General features: G+C 39.9%; 15 protein-coding genes. 5 read left to right on the forward strand and 10 right to left on the reverse strand.

Annotation, left to right across the window (positions count from 1 at the left end; all coding sequences use genetic code 11):
• Positions 1–32: 32 nt before the first annotated feature.
• From ACESQI_RS18860 to ACESQI_RS18900, 9 genes are all read right to left on the reverse strand, one after another.
• Positions 33–1,673 carry an MFS transporter gene (locus ACESQI_RS18860; protein ID WP_007484839.1) on the reverse strand — a complete coding sequence of 547 codons (1,641 nt, stop codon included), beginning with the start codon at positions 1,671–1,673 and terminating at the stop codon, positions 33–35.
• Between the two features lie 4 nt (positions 1,674–1,677).
• Complete coding sequence (locus ACESQI_RS18865; RefSeq protein ID WP_122201917.1) at positions 1,678–2,769, reverse strand: HlyD family secretion protein; 1,092 nt, start codon at positions 2,767–2,769, stop codon at positions 1,678–1,680.
• Between the two features lie 32 nt (positions 2,770–2,801).
• Positions 2,802–4,130 (reverse strand): TolC family protein, encoded by a 1,329-nt coding sequence (locus tag ACESQI_RS18870; RefSeq protein ID WP_044166203.1) that lies wholly within the window; start codon positions 4,128–4,130, stop codon positions 2,802–2,804.
• Positions 4,131–4,380: 250 nt separating this feature from the next.
• On the reverse strand, positions 4,381–4,980 hold the full coding sequence (locus ACESQI_RS18875) for a nitroreductase family protein (protein ID WP_007484833.1): 600 nt from the start codon (positions 4,978–4,980) through the stop codon (positions 4,381–4,383).
• A gap of 5 nt (positions 4,981–4,985) precedes the next feature.
• A complete protein-coding gene (gene metH / locus ACESQI_RS18880) occupies positions 4,986–7,745 on the reverse strand; it encodes a methionine synthase (protein WP_373126769.1) in 2,760 nt (919 codons plus the stop codon).
• Between the two features lie 65 nt (positions 7,746–7,810).
• Positions 7,811–8,263, reverse strand: a complete 453-nt coding sequence (gene smpB / locus ACESQI_RS18885) for an SsrA-binding protein (protein ID WP_002561821.1) — start codon at positions 8,261–8,263, stop codon at positions 7,811–7,813.
• Between the two features lie 7 nt (positions 8,264–8,270).
• A complete protein-coding gene (locus ACESQI_RS18890; RefSeq protein ID WP_002561822.1) occupies positions 8,271–8,816 on the reverse strand; it encodes a Yip1 family protein in 546 nt (181 codons plus the stop codon).
• 32 nt (positions 8,817–8,848) lie between these two features.
• Positions 8,849–9,682, reverse strand: a complete 834-nt coding sequence (locus tag ACESQI_RS18895) for a NigD-like C-terminal domain-containing protein (RefSeq protein ID WP_122201915.1) — start codon at positions 9,680–9,682, stop codon at positions 8,849–8,851.
• 81 nt (positions 9,683–9,763) lie between these two features.
• A complete protein-coding gene (locus ACESQI_RS18900; protein ID WP_025868003.1) occupies positions 9,764–10,264 on the reverse strand; it encodes a DMP19 family protein in 501 nt (166 codons plus the stop codon).
• Positions 10,265–10,672: 408 nt separating this feature from the next.
• On the opposite strand from ACESQI_RS18900, the gene ACESQI_RS18905 reads away from it, so the two are divergent.
• Positions 10,673–12,403, forward strand: a complete 1,731-nt coding sequence (locus ACESQI_RS18905; RefSeq protein WP_373126772.1) for a pectate lyase — start codon at positions 10,673–10,675, stop codon at positions 12,401–12,403.
• Between the two features lie 395 nt (positions 12,404–12,798).
• On the opposite strand, the gene ACESQI_RS18910 is transcribed toward ACESQI_RS18905, so the two are convergent.
• Complete coding sequence (locus tag ACESQI_RS18910; protein WP_007484827.1) at positions 12,799–13,203, reverse strand: HsmA family protein; 405 nt, start codon at positions 13,201–13,203, stop codon at positions 12,799–12,801.
• A gap of 223 nt (positions 13,204–13,426) precedes the next feature.
• Here ACESQI_RS18910 and ACESQI_RS18915 point away from each other — a divergent pair, with 223 nt between their 5' ends.
• The 4 genes from ACESQI_RS18915 (at position 13,427) to ACESQI_RS18930 (ending at position 17,645) form a co-directional block, all read left to right on the forward strand.
• Positions 13,427–14,128, forward strand: coding sequence for an iron-sulfur cluster assembly scaffold protein (locus tag ACESQI_RS18915; RefSeq protein ID WP_002561828.1), 702 nt, complete (start codon positions 13,427–13,429; stop codon positions 14,126–14,128).
• Positions 14,129–14,148: 20 nt separating this feature from the next.
• The gene (locus tag ACESQI_RS18920) at positions 14,149–15,159 is read left to right on the forward strand and encodes a GGGtGRT protein (protein ID WP_373126774.1); all 1,011 of its coding nucleotides are present in this window, start codon (positions 14,149–14,151) and stop codon (positions 15,157–15,159) included.
• 344 nt (positions 15,160–15,503) lie between these two features.
• Positions 15,504–16,721, forward strand: a complete 1,218-nt coding sequence (locus tag ACESQI_RS18925) for a phage integrase SAM-like domain-containing protein (RefSeq protein WP_373126776.1) — start codon at positions 15,504–15,506, stop codon at positions 16,719–16,721.
• Between the two features lie 81 nt (positions 16,722–16,802).
• Positions 16,803–17,645, forward strand: a complete 843-nt coding sequence (locus ACESQI_RS18930) for a hypothetical protein (protein WP_181757179.1) — start codon at positions 16,803–16,805, stop codon at positions 17,643–17,645.
• Positions 17,646–17,712: the final 67 nt, after the last annotated feature.

The raw sequence follows: 17,712 nt of genomic DNA on the forward strand, positions 1-17,712 counted from the left end.
TATAAAAATTACCGATTCACATTAAAACTGTGCTAAGTTAGTAATTTTCGCTTAGGATAAGGTATCACAACCGCAAATATCATACAAATAAGGCAGGCATATAATGTCCAGCCAGCCATCTCTTTTACGGCCGAGAGCGTGGCTTGTACTTGAATACGCCCTTTAGTGGATATGGCAGCCATGTTTATAGATTCAGTCCTGCTTTTTCCTTGATATTGCATTCCTTTCATGGTCTGAATAAAAGAGGAGGATGCTTCGGGATGTAACATATCCACATTCTGTGCATAACGTGTGATGTAGTATTGCTGTCTTTCCTGCAATATATTAGTATAGAGAGCCGTACCGATGGATGGGGCCAGTACCATACGTACGGTAAGCATAGTACAAATCCAAGAAGACAGAAACTTATAAGGCATGCGCTGGGTTGCAAATGTAGGTATCAACGAATAAAGTAGCATCATACCTGTGGAACGGATTATAACCGGATACTTCATACGTTCATACAATCCGGCACCTTGGACTTCAAAATACATAAACATAGCAGACAGTCCCAATAAAAGAAAACCAGCGGCAAATAAATATTTGAAATGCACTCCTTTTACACTAAGCCAGATAGTTACAATACCACCAATAAAGTACCCCAACATACTCCAATTGCCCAATGTAGCATTTTGGAAGTTATCCAGTTTCATGCTTATCCCTGTAAATACATTGACAAACATAGCACTGGAATTCAACACCATCAACAGAAAGTATAGCAGAAAACCAATACGAATAGTGCGTAATTTGAATACATCCAGTTGATAGTAAGGATTGCGCTGAGTGGCTTCTATGTAAATGAATATGCCCCCTGTAATGATAGCACCGACCGTAGCCCATTGTATGGTAGGATTATCATACCAGTCAAGCACCTTACCGTAAGTCAGTATATAAGTGATACAGAGCAACATAATACTAAATATAGAAGCATTACCGAACTGTTTGAAATTAATAGGGAACCGCCGTGTAACATATTTATGATAAGGCATCGTAATAAATGTAATGAGAATACAAAGTAACAACAGCCCCATCATGAAATAGTAAACATATTGCCATTCATATTCAAAAGCAAGCCATGCAGTAAGCGAGGTCCCTATTTGTCCCAATATCATAAAGAACAGGTAAATGGCCGGCTGTGCAGCACTTCGTTCGATATCCAGTTTATCCCATCCTTCTCCGGTTGCCGGTTCATTACCAGGAGTGATTTTCTCATAAGCTTCAATATGCCCTGCATACTTGATAAGTGTAAAAAGATTAACCATCATCAATACCATCCGGAGAAATCCCGTAAACAGACTACAAAGCGCCAACAGAAATACACTGTCTGTCTTAGCGCAGATATAGCTGAATATGTACATCAACGAGAAACCGGCAATGCACATCATTTTCTCTCTGCGAATGAGTACTAATCTATATAAAAAAGGACAGAAAGCTGCCATACCTATAGAAGTGGCGAAATTAGTGAACTGGATATGTTCGGAAATAATCCCCAATCCGTTCATCATCTCAGTACTGTTTACCGAATAAGTCCCTCCTACCGTAAGTATCGGAAGGAAAAACAATATTAGGATAATGATGCCTACCGGTTTCGGCACCCAATTGTAGAAAGGATAATTTTTAGGGTACGATGGCATAGCTTCAGAGTTTTACTTTTACAACTACCATCATACCTGCTGCCAACCTCTCATTGTCTTCTTTAGATAAATTAGTAAAATCAATACGTACCGGTATACGTTGTTGTATTTTTACGAAGTTTCCGGCAGAATTATCCGTGGGAACCAAAGAATATTTGGATCCTGTAGCACCGGAAATCGCCGTTATTTTTCCGGTAAATTTTTTATCACTGATGGCATCCACTGTAACAATAACCTCCTGTCCCAGATGCAGGTTCTCTATCTGAGTCTCTTTATAGTTGGCAATAATCCATTTTTGAGTATCAGGAAGAATATAAGTAATCGTTTGTCCTGCTGTAATAAACTGTCCTTCTTCTAAAGTACGACGCCCCAACTTACCGTCACAAGGAGCTGTTACTACCGTATACGAGAGATTAAGTTTTGCCATTTCGAGGGCTGCCGTTGCTCGTTGAATAGCAGCCTCTGTATTCTCACGACGGTGTGAAACTTCATTTACTCCTGATAGAGCCGCCTTTTGTTGTCGCTTTACTGCTTCAAGTTTTTTATGAGTTGCTTCATATTCCGTTTCTATCTGCTCCAATTGTATGGGAGTAGCTGCATTTCTTTTAACCAGGTTCTGATACCGTTGACGGTCTTTCTCCAATTTGACAAGACGTATTTCTATCTCTGCAATGGAAGCGTCATAAACAGAGGCTGTGGTTTGGGTAGTTTGCAAAGTTGCTCCAATAACAGTAGCACCTGCCAATGCGTCTTTCAGTGCTGCTTCGGCCTCCATTACCCGTATTTTGTATTCACGGTCGTCAAGTACCAATAATGTATCCCCTTTATGTATTTCCTGATGTTCGGTGAAACAAATCTTTTTAATATACCCCGATGCCCGCAAATTGATAGGGGATATATATTGCTCTATTTGAGCATCGTTACTGGTCTCACAACTTTTGTAATTCAGAAAAAGGCACACCACCTGAATTATCCCCCACGCAATGATCACGATTCCCAACATACTGACTACTATTTGCCAACGGCGTAGTTTTTTCAGTTTTTTTGCTTTCTCCTGATGTATACTTGCTACACTGTCGTTTTCTTTTGTTCTCATATCTTTTGTATTGTTTTAATATTCTTGTTTAATTAATCATTTACCAAGGAATCTATCCGTCCGGTAAGCTTAAGTAACATTAAAGTAGTGATACGGTAATTATAATGTGCACTTATATAGTTATTTTGCGCTTCACTCATGCGCATCTCATCCTGCAATACTTCGGTCATCGAAGTAATCCCTTCCCGGTAACGATTCATAGTGACTGCATAAACATCCTCAGCCAATAGATAATTGTCCTTTTGTTTTTTGAAATTACGCTGATTGTTCATCAAATCATTTGTGGCATTCAAATATTGGACTTGCAGATTCTTTCGGGTATTTTCTTGTGCTATCTTCATATTTTCAATATCAATAGCTGCTTTACGACTTTTATAGCGTTTATCAAATCCGTCGAATATTGGTACACGCAAAGACAAACCCAAACCATACGAACGAAACCAATGATTGGAAGGTCCGGAATGGAACCAGTGATAAGCTTTGTCTGTGTAAGCCGAAAACATCCAACTGCCTGTAAGGTTCAGTGAGGGCATATAACCATAGCCGATCATCTTTTTCTGTTGCTCAGCCAGTTGCTTTTGAGATTGTAGCAACTGCAGTTCATAGAGGTTTTCTGACAAACCGGTCAGAGCAACCGGAATGATGTTGTCGGTATTGACAGGTGTCAATGCAATATTTTTCTCAGCCGGATAATCAATGATATATTTCAAAAGATTCAGTTGTTGTTCTAACATTGCCTGGGCGTTGTCATACTGTACTTTCAAGTTTTCCAAATTGATATTCACCCGTTTCACATCTACTTCCATAGCCATCCCGTTATCGTAAAATGCCTGTGTAATATCCTTTAACTCTTCAAGACGGATGATATTGGCTTTTACCAGTACAATTTGCTCTGCAGTAACTTGTCCCAAATAATACATTTTACAGATTTGCAGGATAAGGTCTTCCCTCGCCTTTTCGTAAGAAAGGCGATTCATCTCATCCATTGTCCTGGCAATAGATAAAGTAGTATAAAGAGTTTGATTATAGAGTGGCATTTGTAACTGCAATCCAGCATTGGCATTATACCGCAAAGTATGAGTTACATTGTAAGGGGTACCATATACAGAACCATCGGTTACAGATACAGGCGGATCAATGTTATCATTATAATTGGCGAAACCATTAATTTGTGGAAGTAGCTTAGCGCGGTTTTCAGAAATACCATATCTACCTTTCTGTATTTCATTGCGCTTACTCTGTAAAGACAGATTATTTTCTATACCCATTTCAAGACAGTTTTCAAGTGTCAAAGTATCTTGTGCACTTCCACTCGTAACCGATAGGTAGAAAAAAGAAAAAATGAATAGTAATCTTTTCATAATGCTCATACGATAAATAAGCACAAATTTAGTAGCTTATATCGTATAAATACTATCCATAAATCAAGTGTTTCTATTCATATTTTCCTTTTTTTATAGAAAAACAAAGCTAAATGGTCTTCATATTTACCCTTAATATTTATTTTCATCAGTCTGTTTTTCAAAATTAGTCCATACAACAAATGGTCTTACCTTTTTTTAAGACAGAAAACAATATAAAAAAACAGCTAACAACGAGAATTTACAATATTTACTGATAATGTATTTTCTTTGCGTCATACTTTTGCTTCGGTTGCTGTTGAATAGCAGGATATCCGAAAGGTATGACACATAGTGGTAAAATGTTTTTGGGAAGAGCAGTATACTTGCGTACTACTTCCATACGATCCTCATAAGGATAAGCAGCAGTCCATACAGCACCTAATCCCAAACTTTCGGCAGCTAAAAGAATATTTTGCGCAGCAGCCGAACAATCCAAATACCAATAAGAAGATCGGGTAGAGTCACCACAGACAACAATAGCATAACGAGCTTCGGTAAGCATCTTAGCATAAGGCAAAGCTGCAGCCATAGAATCAAGGGAAGCACGTTTGGTTACAACAATAAACTCCCAAGGACGCAAATCTTTACCCGAAGGAGCAGCCATACCGGCACGAAGCATCAAGTCTATCTTTTCCTCTTCAACTCCTTTGTTCAAGTAAGTACGCACACTCTTACGCGCAAAGATATTATCCAAAGCAGCGTTAGCAGAAACAGACTCTGTTTTTTGCGAAACAGAAGAGCAAGAAAAAACAGTAGTCAGTAGGACAACTGTCGATAACAACAAAAAATAGATCTTTCTTACGTCCATATCAATTAAAACAGATTCAGTTTATTCTTTTGTGCTTCTTCAAGCGATACTGTCTCACGACGCTTCATACCGCTTTTATCACGCAAATCCTTGTATTCTTTTGCCAATTCTGCCACCAGTTCCTCTTTTGCCTTTGGATTAAGCAACCGTGCTGCTACACCGGCATTTTGAGATGCATCCTTCAAATGCACTACCGGAGCATGATAAACAGGAGCTATTTTCAAAGCCGTATGCATCTTCGAAGTCGTAGCGCCACCAATCAACAAAGGAATATCCAAACCTGCTTTTTCCAATTCCATAGCTACATGAACCATCTCCTCCAAAGAAGGAGTAATCAGTCCGCTCAGACCGATCATATCCACTTTCTCTTCAATAGCATGCTGTACAATGGTTTCGGCAGGTACCATTACCCCTAAATCTACAATATCATAACCGTTACAAGCCATCACTACAGATACAATATTCTTACCGATATCATGCACATCTCCTTTGACAGTAGCGAGCAGCACCTTACCGGCTGTAGAAGCACCTTCCTGTTTCTCCGATTCAATAATCGGTTGTAAAATAGCCACTGCCTTTTTCATGGTACGTGCAGTTTTCACAACTTGGGGTAAAAACATTTTCCCCGCTCCAAACAGTTCGCCTACATGATTCATACCCTCCATCAATGGTCCCTCAATCACATCCACCGCCTTATCATACAGTGGCAATGCTTCCGCCAGATCTTCTTCCAGAAAGTCACCAATACCCTTCACTAATGCGTACTGCAAACGTTCCTGCACAGTACCCTCTCTCCAGGCTAAATGAGTTGAAACCTGAGAGTTGGGAGTTGAAAGTTCACCGTTCTTTTCAGCTTTTAATGCTTCGGCAAGTTCGATCAGACGTTCGGCAGCATCAGGACGACGATTCAGAACAACATCCTCTATCTTTTCGAGCACATCGGCCGGAATATCCGTATAGAGTACGGAAGTAGCCGGATTGACAATTCCCATATCCATCCCTTGCTGAATAGCATGATAAAGAAAGACAGCATGCATTGCTTCGCGGATGTAATTGTTTCCGCGGAAAGAGAATGAAAGATTACTAATACCACCACTCACATGTGCACCGGGAAGATTTTTACGAATCCAGCCGGTTGCATTGATAAAGTCGACAGCGTAATTATTGTGTTCTTCGATGCCCGTAGCTACAGCAAGAACATTCGGGTCAAAAATAATATCATGCGGATTGAATCCTATCTTATCAACCAACAAACGGTAAGCCCGCTCGCAGACTTCTATTTTACGGGCAGCAGTATCTGCCTGTCCTTTTTCGTCGAAAGCCATTACCACAGTAGCAGCACCATATTGTTTAATAATGCGGGCATGCTCTAAGAACTTCTCTTCTCCTTCTTTTAAAGAGATAGAATTCACTACCGATTTACCTTGCAGGCATTTCAGTCCGGCTTCAATGACCTCCCACTTAGAAGAGTCAATCATTACAGGCACACGAGCTATATCAGGCTCCGAAGCTATCAGATTGAGGAAAGTTGTCATCTCCTGACGTGCATCCAACAACCCATCATCCATATTTACGTCAATGATCAACGCACCATCTTCTACTTGCTGACGGGCTATGGAAAGTGCTTCATCATATTTCTTCTCATTAATAAGCCGCAAGAACTTACGCGAACCGGCTACATTGCAACGCTCACCGATATTTACGAAATTGATTTCCGGTTTCACCTCCAGCAATTCCAACCCCGAAAGCCAGAGACAATCAGGCTTAGGAGCAGGTACATGGGGCTTTGCTCCTTCTATTAAGGCCGGATATTCTGCGATATAAGCATCAGTAGTACCACAACAGCCACCAATGATATTTATCAATCCTTCATGGATGTATTCTTTTACTTCATGAGCCATATCGGCCGGGGTCTGATCATATTTACCCAGACTATTAGGAAGTCCGGCATTCGGATAAGCACTGATGTAATAAGGTGCACGGTTGGCAAGCTGCTCAAGAAATGGCTTTAATTGTTTGGCACCAAACGAGCAATTCAGTCCCACCGAAAGTATATTGGCATGTTGCACAGAAGCCAGGAAAGCATCTAATGTCTGCCCCGAAAGTGTACGTCCACCCGTATCGGAAACAGTAACAGACAGCATAATGGGGACTTCAACACCTGTCTTTTTCATCGCCTGTTCTGCTGCATAGATAGCTGCCTTGGCATTCAGCGTATCAAAGATAGTTTCAATCAGAATGGCATCCACTCCTCCTTCGAGCATAGCTTCCATTTGCTGCTGATAAGCGGTAGCCAATCCATCATAGCTTAATGCACGAAAGGCCGGATTATTCACATCAGGACTCATAGAGCAGGTCTTATTGGTAGGCCCTACCGAACCTGCCACAAAACGAGGCTTTTGCGGATTCTTTGCAGTATATTCATCCGCCACTTCACGTGCCAGTTTCACAGCAGCAAGGTTGATCTCACGTACATACTCTTCTACGTGATAATCGGCCATAGAAACCGTAGTCGAACTAAAGGTATTGGTTTCGATGATATCGGCACCTGCCTCCAGGTATTTACGGTGAATATCCTGAATTACATCCGGACGGGTCAGGCACAACAAATCATTGTTCCCTTTCAGTTGTCCGGGAATGTGTGCAAAACGTTCGCCACGGAAATCTTCTTCCTTTAAGTTGTATTGCTGAATCATAGTTCCCATCGCCCCATCCAATATAAGGATGCGTTGGGATATTAATTGTGGAATAGTTGCTTTCGCCATCTCTTTTTATACCTCTATAACCTTTATAGCCCTATTATAACCCTATAATTTTATAACCTTATCCCCTATCTCTTAAACATCCGGTCCATATCACGACGATCATCTTTTTCCTTCAAAGACTCACGTTTGTCATATTGCTTTTTACCTTTAGCCAAAGCCACAACAACTTTAGCCAATCCTTTTTCGTTGACAAACATACGAACGGGCACAATGGTAAATCCTGTTTCCTTCGTTCCCCGTTCCAGTTTCTTCAACTCCTTCTTATTGAGTAATAGCTTCCTGTCTCTACGGGCTGCATGATTATTGTACGAGCCATAGAAATATTCGGCAATGTGCATATTCTTCACCCACAACTCACCTTTTGCAAAGTAACAAAACGTATCTACCAGACTTGCCTTTCCCAGGCGAATAGACTTTATCTCCGTTCCGGTGAGCACAATACCCGCAGTATAAGTATCCAGTAACTCATAGTCAAATGTAGCACGTTTATTCTTTATATTTACAGGAGCCAGTTTCATTATTTTCTTAATTTAATATTGCTGTTAGTTTATTGAACACAAATTGAATCACTGCCGGACATAGTATTAACAACAAAGACGACAAAATGGTGAATCGTAATCGGTTCTTTTCTTCAACCTGCATCACAATCGGCGCACCTTCCCACACCACATAAACGATATAGAACTGCAACAACCAGCCGATGATGCTAAAATCAGGCAACAGCCCGGTAATTATTTTCAACAGGAAACTGACAACCAGTGCGTATCCTGCAAACTGCTGAGTCAGAGGGATATCATCTGACATTCCAAACATCTGTACCCTCAGTTGGTTGATGGCATAAGCCGCCAAAAAGTAGCCACCGAACAAGGCTACAGCCACAGCACAGCATTGCGTCATGGCTATCTGAAAACTTTGCGGACCTCCCCATCCATTGGCCAATAAAGAACCGATAAAGACAGCGAGACCGCATAAACCAATCATAGGATAGACAAAAGCCACAAAGACTTTTCGCCTATCCTCTTCCAAACGAATTTCCTCCCAGGCCTTGGCCGGAGAGGAAATTAATGACATTGCTATTTTAAATAACTCTTTGTAATCCAAATTTATTCTTTAGCCTTAATTTGTACTGTATATGTTTTAGTTTTAGTCTGCTCACTCTCCAAATCTATATTGGTATTATTCTCCTGTACCTCAATAATAATTTTTGTATTTTCATTAATAGACCCATCGAGTTTTCTTAGATTGAATGCCTTATAGAATACAAATGGATATTGATTTAAGTAGTTTACGCTGGTATAACTGGTAGAAGTATCTTTTCCATTATTATGACGCAAATACAACTTTATAGTATTCTCATCAACAGACTCATCCCGATAATGAACAAGTGTAAAATAGTGAGATAACAAACCTTCCGGTCCCATAAAGTAATCAATCTGAAGCAATAATGTACTCTCATCAAACATAATAGGTTTGTACGTAATATTTCCATAAGAAGTACTAATTGTTCCCTCCAAACCTCTGATAGGGGCTTTTGCTATTGAATCATTCGATAGTGGTTCCTCTCCTTCTTCAGGTTTATGCTGTACTGATTCTACAGTAGCATCCAACTTCGTTGCATACAACAATTGCAAATCTTTCAAAGAAGTTGAGGTTGCCGTTTTAGTCTGTGTAGCTGAGTCATACTGATAGATCACATATGCCATGCCACCATTAACCGGTTCAAAGCCCATTTGAGTCTTCATCGCAGCCAAAGAAGCGTCAGTAGGATAATACCTAAATCCGTTAGTGTCTTCAAACCAAGTACTTCCCATATAAGAAACAACTTTAACGAAAGCATCTTCCCTTACCGTAGTATCATTCTCTCCATTCATACATGAAGTAAAACCAACGCCCATCAATACAACCAGGGCTAACATCAAAATTTTCACTTGTTTCATAAATCTATTATTAGAGTTTGCAAAGATATAAATTCCAATTCACAATAAGTAAATGCAGATACTTAAAAAATACTGCACCGACTACTTTATTATTTTTGCAAATAACTCCAAATGATCATCCAAATACCCTGCTACTGTCGCAGTTACCTGTTCTTCCATTTCAAAATATTCTTCTTCAAGTTCGTCAAAAGCTTCATACTGCTCATACATTGCCATGAATTCATCCTCGGTTCGCTCTTTTTCAAGATCAGCACGGTGAGCATCATATACCTTTTTCGCCCGGTAAATCAATTTGGAAAATTCTTCAGCCCCCCACAGACGCATCACTTTGGCAAAAGGATTATCAAAAATATATCCCCCATAACCATTCTGTATCAATTGGCAAAAACCTCCCGTCATAATCTCATCACGAAAAATCTGATAGGCCAACAGCGAATGTTGTTCACCTGTAAGCAAAGCCATCGTTTCGGCAGTCAGCTCACCCCCTATCACTTCTTTATATTTATCAGTAAATACCTGGATAAACTCATCCATCCCTTCACCCGCAGCTTTTTGCAGAGCAGCATCTGTTACTTCTATCATAAATGTGTTCCTGTTTATATAATGTTGCAAAGTTACGAACTTTATCAATGAAATACCTTTTTTTGTCCATAAATTTTATATTCACATTATTACATACGCGCGCAGGCGTATTTTCTTCTTTTTTTAAAAGAATAATCCCCGTGTAATTAATAGAGGGTAGGGTACCCTACCCTCTATTAATTACACGGGGATTTTATTATAAGAATATTCAAGTTATCGGTAATAGGATGCAGATGTAATGGCGCACATCAATATATGTAATGCTCTGCCACATATATTGTTACGGAGCATTACATATATTGGCTTTTTGCTTACAAAAGCCAAAACTTACACATAGAAGAATAATATATCCACATACAAAAAAGAAATAATGCCGATTTTTGCAGAAAACAAAAGTATTAATCAGTTATGAAACGAATCATTACTCTATTTTCCATATTAGTTATGGCAGTGGTAGCCAGCTGTGGACTCCATGCACAAAACACACCTGCTTTCCCAGGAGCAGAAGGATTTGCCCGGTATACCACCACAGGTGGACGAGGAGGAACAGTTTATCGCGTTACCAACCTGAACGATAGCGGAGCAGGATCACTCCGGGAAGGACTTAAAAGTAGCAACCGTATTATTGTTTTTGATGTATCAGGAACTATCGCTCTGGAAAGTACGCTCGAAATAAAAAATAATAATATAACCATTGCCGGACAAACAGCTCCAGGAGATGGTATTTGTATCAAGAACTATTCCGTAGTAATAAAAGCCAGCAATGTAATCATCCGCTTCATTCGTTGCCGAATGGGCGATGAGAAAAAAACAGAAGATGATGCGATGTGGGGACGCAATCAGAGTAATGTAATCATAGACCATTGTACTATGAGCTGGAGTACCGACGAATGTTCTTCTTTCTACGGAAACAAAAATTTCACCATGCAATGGTGCATTTTAAGCGAGAGCCTCACTAATTCGGTACACGGTAAGGGTAGTCATGGATACGGTGGCATTTGGGGAGGCGAAGGAGCATCATTCCACCACAACTTATTGGCACATCATAAAAGTCGTGTACCCAGACTTTGTGGTAGTCGTTATACAGGAAGACCAGATGACGAAATGGTAGATTTACGTAATAACGTATTTTATAACTGGGGACCTACCAATGGCGGATATGCCGGAGAAGGAGGTAACTATAATTTCATCAATAACTACTATAAGCCGGGGCCTTCAACAGCAACTAAAGACAATATAACTTACCGCATCTTTTCACCGAATGCCGACGACGGGACACAAACCAATGCGCCCGGTGTATGGGGAGTATTCTATGTATCAGGAAACTATTTCGATGATAGCTGTTCTAAGCTAAGCAGTAAATCAAAAACAAATATTGCCAAGACAAATGCAGACAATTGGGTAGGCATTCATCCAAACACTAACAATGGTGCATTACCTGGGGGAAACATTGAAAATATCAAAAGTCCCGTAGAGTTTGAAACAGCTTCTACCACTACCCATACTGCAATCGCAGCCTATGAAAAAGTACTGGCCTATGTCGGGGCAAGTCTGAAACGCGATGTAATAGATGCTCGTGTTATCTCTGATGTCAGAAATGGAAATTATACTTTCGAAGGTTCTAATGGGAGCAGTAACGGACTCATTGATTCACAAACCAATAGTGAAGGTTACATCACATATCATTCGACAGCTAAGCCTGCAGACAGTAACAATGACGGAATTCCCGATGATTGGGCAGCGAAATATCTTCCAAAAGGAAAGACCTACAAAGATATTGATCCTGAAACCGGATACTGTTATCTGGAACTATATATCAACAGCCTGGTAGACGAACTCATGAAAGCCGGATATGAAAATGCCGAATCGTCGCCAAGCAAAGATGACTTCGGGTTAAAAGGAACACCAACAGGGATAGAAAAAACGACAGGCCTCCCCGGCCTGTCTCTCCATAAAGAAGGCAATAAGATTGTAATTTCAGGATTAGAAGGAAAAAGTATCATCGAGATTTATGATCTGATGGGACGGTTTCAAAGTTCACAGACAAGTAACAGCACACTACAAGAGTTCACTCTCCTTCAGCCTGCTATTATCAGAGTAACTGATAGCAGGCAAACAAAAAGTTTTAAAGTCCTTTAATGAGGGACTAAGGGATTTACGATTGGACGATTGACTATTTACGATTGAAGAGTTACTCTTAATTACAAATAAAGTAATTTCAATCGTAAATAGTCAATCGTCCAATCGTAAATCCTTTAACACTATTAACACAAGAATCCACATTCCTATCTTTATCAGACAAGAATACGTGCTTTTATATCCTAAAAATACGATAGTTTATATACATAAAGTACGCATTTAACATCCTATTAAATACGTACTTTTACACTCAAAGAATAGTATAGTTTGTAAGCTAAGAATCAATGTGTTACACAGAAACGAACGATAGTCCATCGTTCTTCTTTATTCCGTTCGACAGCAGATAATTACTTTTTTGACAACTATCCGTCATCCGAAAAAGAATACATTTTAGCTTAATGATGTAGCGACATACCTAAGTACATTCCAATAAAATAAGGAATCAACCAGATACACCATACAAAAATGCTGAACCTGTTGAAATGAGCCTTCGCCGCAGCAGATCCCTTCGTATAAGTCCAGATAGCCCACATAGCGTGTACCAGCATCAATAGAATGGCAATAATACCTGTCACGGTATGTATCTCATCATGCAAATGAGTCATATGAGCAATACTCTTCATCAATCCCGTTCCTACGGTATCTGCTACCAGCCCGAAAAGAAAAAATAGTATGTGCCAGAATTTAAGTTTCCCCTGCACATGTTCTCCCCACACTCCTATCGTGTAGAAAACCAAAGCAGCTGTTATAACAGAAATGGCTGCTATTAAATAGTGTGTATCTATCTGATTAAGTTCCATAATTACATTTTTCAAAAAACAACAAACTCTTGGAGGAATAGTTCAGATATTAAAATGTAATCTCCACATTACAATATACGAACCCCGTCTCTTCTATTTCATTCTTTTCATAAAAAAGTAATAAAAGCCGATTTGCAAAAACCAATAAAACGAGTACCTTTGCGTGCGATTTGAGAATCGTGACTACGTATTTTTAATTATATCACTTAAAAAAGAGCTAATTATGACTTATTCACACGAAGTGGAACACATGTGTGTTGTAAAGAAGGGTCCTAACCACGGACCGGCTCCCATACCCGAAGAAGGAAAATGGGTAAAATCAAAAGAAATTGTTGATATTTCAGGTCTGACACACGGTGTAGGTTGGTGTGCTCCTCAGCAGGGTGCTTGTAAACTTACTCTGAACGTAAAAGAAGGTGTAATCCAGGAAGCTCTGGTTGAAACTATCGGATGTTCGGGTATGACTCACTCAGCTGCTATGGCTGCTGAAATTCTTCCGGGAAAAACGATCCTCGAAGCATTGAATACCGACCTTGTTTGCGACGCAATCAATACTGCTATGCGCGAACTTTTCTTACAGATTGTTTACGGACGTACTCAGTCAGCTTTCTCAGAAGGTGGTCTGATCATCGGTGCCGGTCTGGAAGATTTGGGTAAAGGTCTTCGTAGCCAGGTAGGTACTTTGTATGGTACATTGGCTAAAGGTCCTCGTTACCTTGAAATGGCTGAAGGTTATATCAAGAATATTTTCTTGGATAAGAACGATGAAATCTGCGGATATGAATTCGTACACATGGGTAAGTTCATGGACGAAATCAAAAAAGGAACCGATGCTAACGAAGCTTTGAAAAAAGTAACCGGTACATACGGACGCGTAACAGCAGAACAGGGAGCAGTTAAACACATTGATCCACGTCACGAATAATATAAGGAGGAAAAGAAACTATGATTAGAGAAGTAAAATTTGAAAGTCAAGACCGTCGTATCAAAGGTATCATTGAAGCCTTGAACGCTAACGGCATCAAAGACATCGAGGAAGCTAACGCAATCTGCGAAGCTGCCGGACTTGATCCTTATAAAACGTGTGAAGAAACTCAGCCGATCTGTTTTGAGAATGCAAAGTGGGCTTACGTAGTAGGTGTTGCTATCGCTCTCAAAAAAGGTTGCAAAAATGCTGCTGATGCTGCCGAAGCTATCGGTATCGGTTTGCAGGCATTCTGTATCCCGGGTTCAGTAGCCGACGATCGTAAGGTTGGTATCGGTCATGGTAACCTGGCTGCTATGTTGTTGCGCGAAGAAACTAAATGTTTCGCATTCCTGGCAGGTCACGAATCATTCGCTGCTGCCGAAGGTGCAATCAAAATTGCAGCAAAAGCTGACAAAGTACGTAAAGAACCATTGCGCTGTATCCTGAACGGTCTTGGAAAAGACGCTGCTCAGATCATCTCTCGTATCAATGGCTTTACTTATGTTCAGACTCAGTTTGATTACTATACAAGCGAATTGAAAGTAGTTCGCGAAATCGCTTACTCTGATGGCGAACGTGCAAAAGTAAAATGCTACGGTGCTGATGATGTTCGCGAAGGTGTAGCTATCATGTGGAAAGAAGGCGTAGACGTATCTATCACAGGTAACTCTACTAACCCTACTCGTTTCCAACACCCAGTTGCAGGTACATACAAAAAAGAACGCACACTGGCAGGTAAGCCTTACTTCTCAGTAGCTTCAGGTGGTGGTACAGGTCGTACACTTCACCCGGACAATATGGCTGCCGGTCCTGCTTCTTATGGTATGACAGATACGATGGGTCGTATGCACTCTGATGCACAGTTCGCTGGTTCTTCATCAGTTCCTGCTCACGTAGAAATGATGGGATTCCTGGGAATTGGTAACAACCCGATGGTAGGATGTACAGTGGCTTGTGCGGTTGACGTGGCTACTGCCTTGAGCAAGTAATTTAAGTTACTTAATATAGATAAGCTCCTGTAATCCTTGTGGTTGCAGGAGTTTTTTATTTATGGTAACTTGACTTAGATAACAGATTGAAGCACCTTGCATCACTCATTATTCAGAGTGAATGAATGGTGAATCAGTAAGGAGATAACAAGATAAATCCTGCTTTATTTAAGTCCAAACAACTCATGTAAAGAGTAGCCAATTACCCCTCAAATCAAGCCATAAACAGGTTACTTTTGCAGCCGATTTGCAGCCGAATTTGCCATTCTTAAAAAACGGCTGCAAGAATTGGCATAATCAACTATAATACAATGCGATACACTCCATATAACATTCAATTTAAAATGGAGAAACATTGTACAATGGTTTACTTTTCATTAAGAGAAAGTAAGCAAAACAAAAAAGGTCTATCACCTATTGAGGTTTCAATCACCACTAACGGAAAGAGAATCTACTTTAGTACAGGTAAACACGTACCTGCTGCTGACTGGAACAAAGAGAAGCAAGCTGTAAAAGGCAAGAGTGAAGAAGCGCAGCTAATCAACGGTTATCTGATTCAACTACGGAATAAGATATATCAAAAAGAAATTGAGCTACTCCAAAAGGGTTATCTTATCACTGCTGAACTATTAAAAGAAGCTATCACAGATAAGGTGGAAGCTCTGAACGAGAAGACTTTATTGGATGTTCTGAATGAACATAATACAGAGCGCAAAGCAATGGTAGGTAAAACTGTTGCCCCTGCCACTTATTGGGTGTTTGAATATACAGGCAGACTATTCAAAGAGTTTATTCAGAAAAAATATGAACGTAAGGACTTATATTTAAGAGAGATAAACTTAGGTTTCATTCAAGGATTCCATGCTTACCTTTTAGGAGAGAAGAAGATGGGACAAAACTCCTGCACCAAGCATTTAAAGTTCTTAAAGAAGTTACTAAATTTAGCTGTCGCCAACTCTTATATATCCTACAATCCTGTAAATGCTTATAAAGTAGAACGTGAACCCGTAGAAGTGGATTTCTTGGATGAAGAAGAATTGAGGAAGATTATTAACTTTGATACTCCTCTGCCACGATTGGAGCGTGCTAAAGATATGTTCCTCTTTGGGTGCTTCACTGGGCTTAGTTACATTGACATTAAGACCTTGACACCAGAGCACTTTGAGAAAGACAGTACAGGCAGAATATGGATTAAGAAGCGTAGAGTTAAAACAGGAGTTCTATCACGCATCCCCCTACTCCCTATCGCCAAACTGATATTGGATAAGTACAAGGGTGGAGAGAAACTACTCCCTATTCAAGACCCTGCGGACATCAACAAATATCTAAAGGATATAGCTATACTTTGTGGAATCAATAAACGGATTTGCTTTCACACAAGTAGGCACACATTCGCAAGTACCGTTACTTTAGCTAATAACATATCTCTGGAAGTCGTTTCTAAGATGTTGGGACATACCAATACACGAATGACTGCCCACTATGCAAAGCTAATAGACAAGTGCATAGGTGAACAAATGGATAAACTTATGGATACGTTCACAGGAGATTCTAATTACTAAGGCATATCCTATCCACAAATTCCTCACTTGCAGCAAATGCAGGTGAGGATTATTTTTTAACTTTGCCTTAAACTAATGATTATGGAGAAGCTAAAGGAAGATTATATAAACATTGACACCCGTTTGGAATACATGGAAGCCATAGCCGTTAAATATGTTCCAGACGTAGATATAGACCCAGCCACAGGAGAAAGATACGTCTGTGGCACTACCGCCTTACCTCTATTCATAAGAAGATACAATCAGAATAAACTATATGGCAACTTCACATACGGAGATTATATAGCCAATGAGGACATACAAAATACTTTAAAAGGTTTGGGAGTTGATATAGACAAGTTCTGGTTTCTACTTCTGTTCATCTTTGATTATACATGTGGCACGTGCTTGGATGGAATGAAAGCTACAGGCATTGGAATAGAACAGCTCACCAAATTCACCACAGCCATAGCTGACAACCATAAGGAGATTAACCAATTTGGAGTAAGTTTTAAGAAACCTATCACTATATCTGTAAAGGTAGAGGGTAAGCATCAGATAGTAATTGATAATGCCAATGCAATAGGTTACTTAGCTACTACCATCGCCAATAACCTAAAAGAGATAGAGGAACACCCTTGGATGCAGAGCCAACAAGTCAGCATAAGCACCCATGCAGAAGAAAAGGAGTCCGTTCAGATATGGCTGTTCTATAAGATGTTCAATGACTTCTTCAATCTATCTCCATATAACAAGCAGTTTAATGTCAGACAGAAGAAAGGAAGCACCATATCACTTAGTAAGACATTGCTCATATCAAAGCTTATCTACTTCACCAAACTATCCAAACATAGTAAATTCTCAGATGATGAAGATGTTTTAAAAGGCTACATCAAGCAATATAAAGACAAGAGAATTGATACTGCGAACAGCATATATTTCTAATAAACATCTGATAATTAATACAGTCCTGCTTCATACCATTAAGAGGGTACATGAAAGCAGGACTTTT

The organism is Bacteroides sp. HPS0048, from assembly GCF_964240755.1.
Taxonomy (GTDB): Bacteria; Bacteroidota; Bacteroidia; order Bacteroidales; family Bacteroidaceae; genus Bacteroides; species Bacteroides nordii.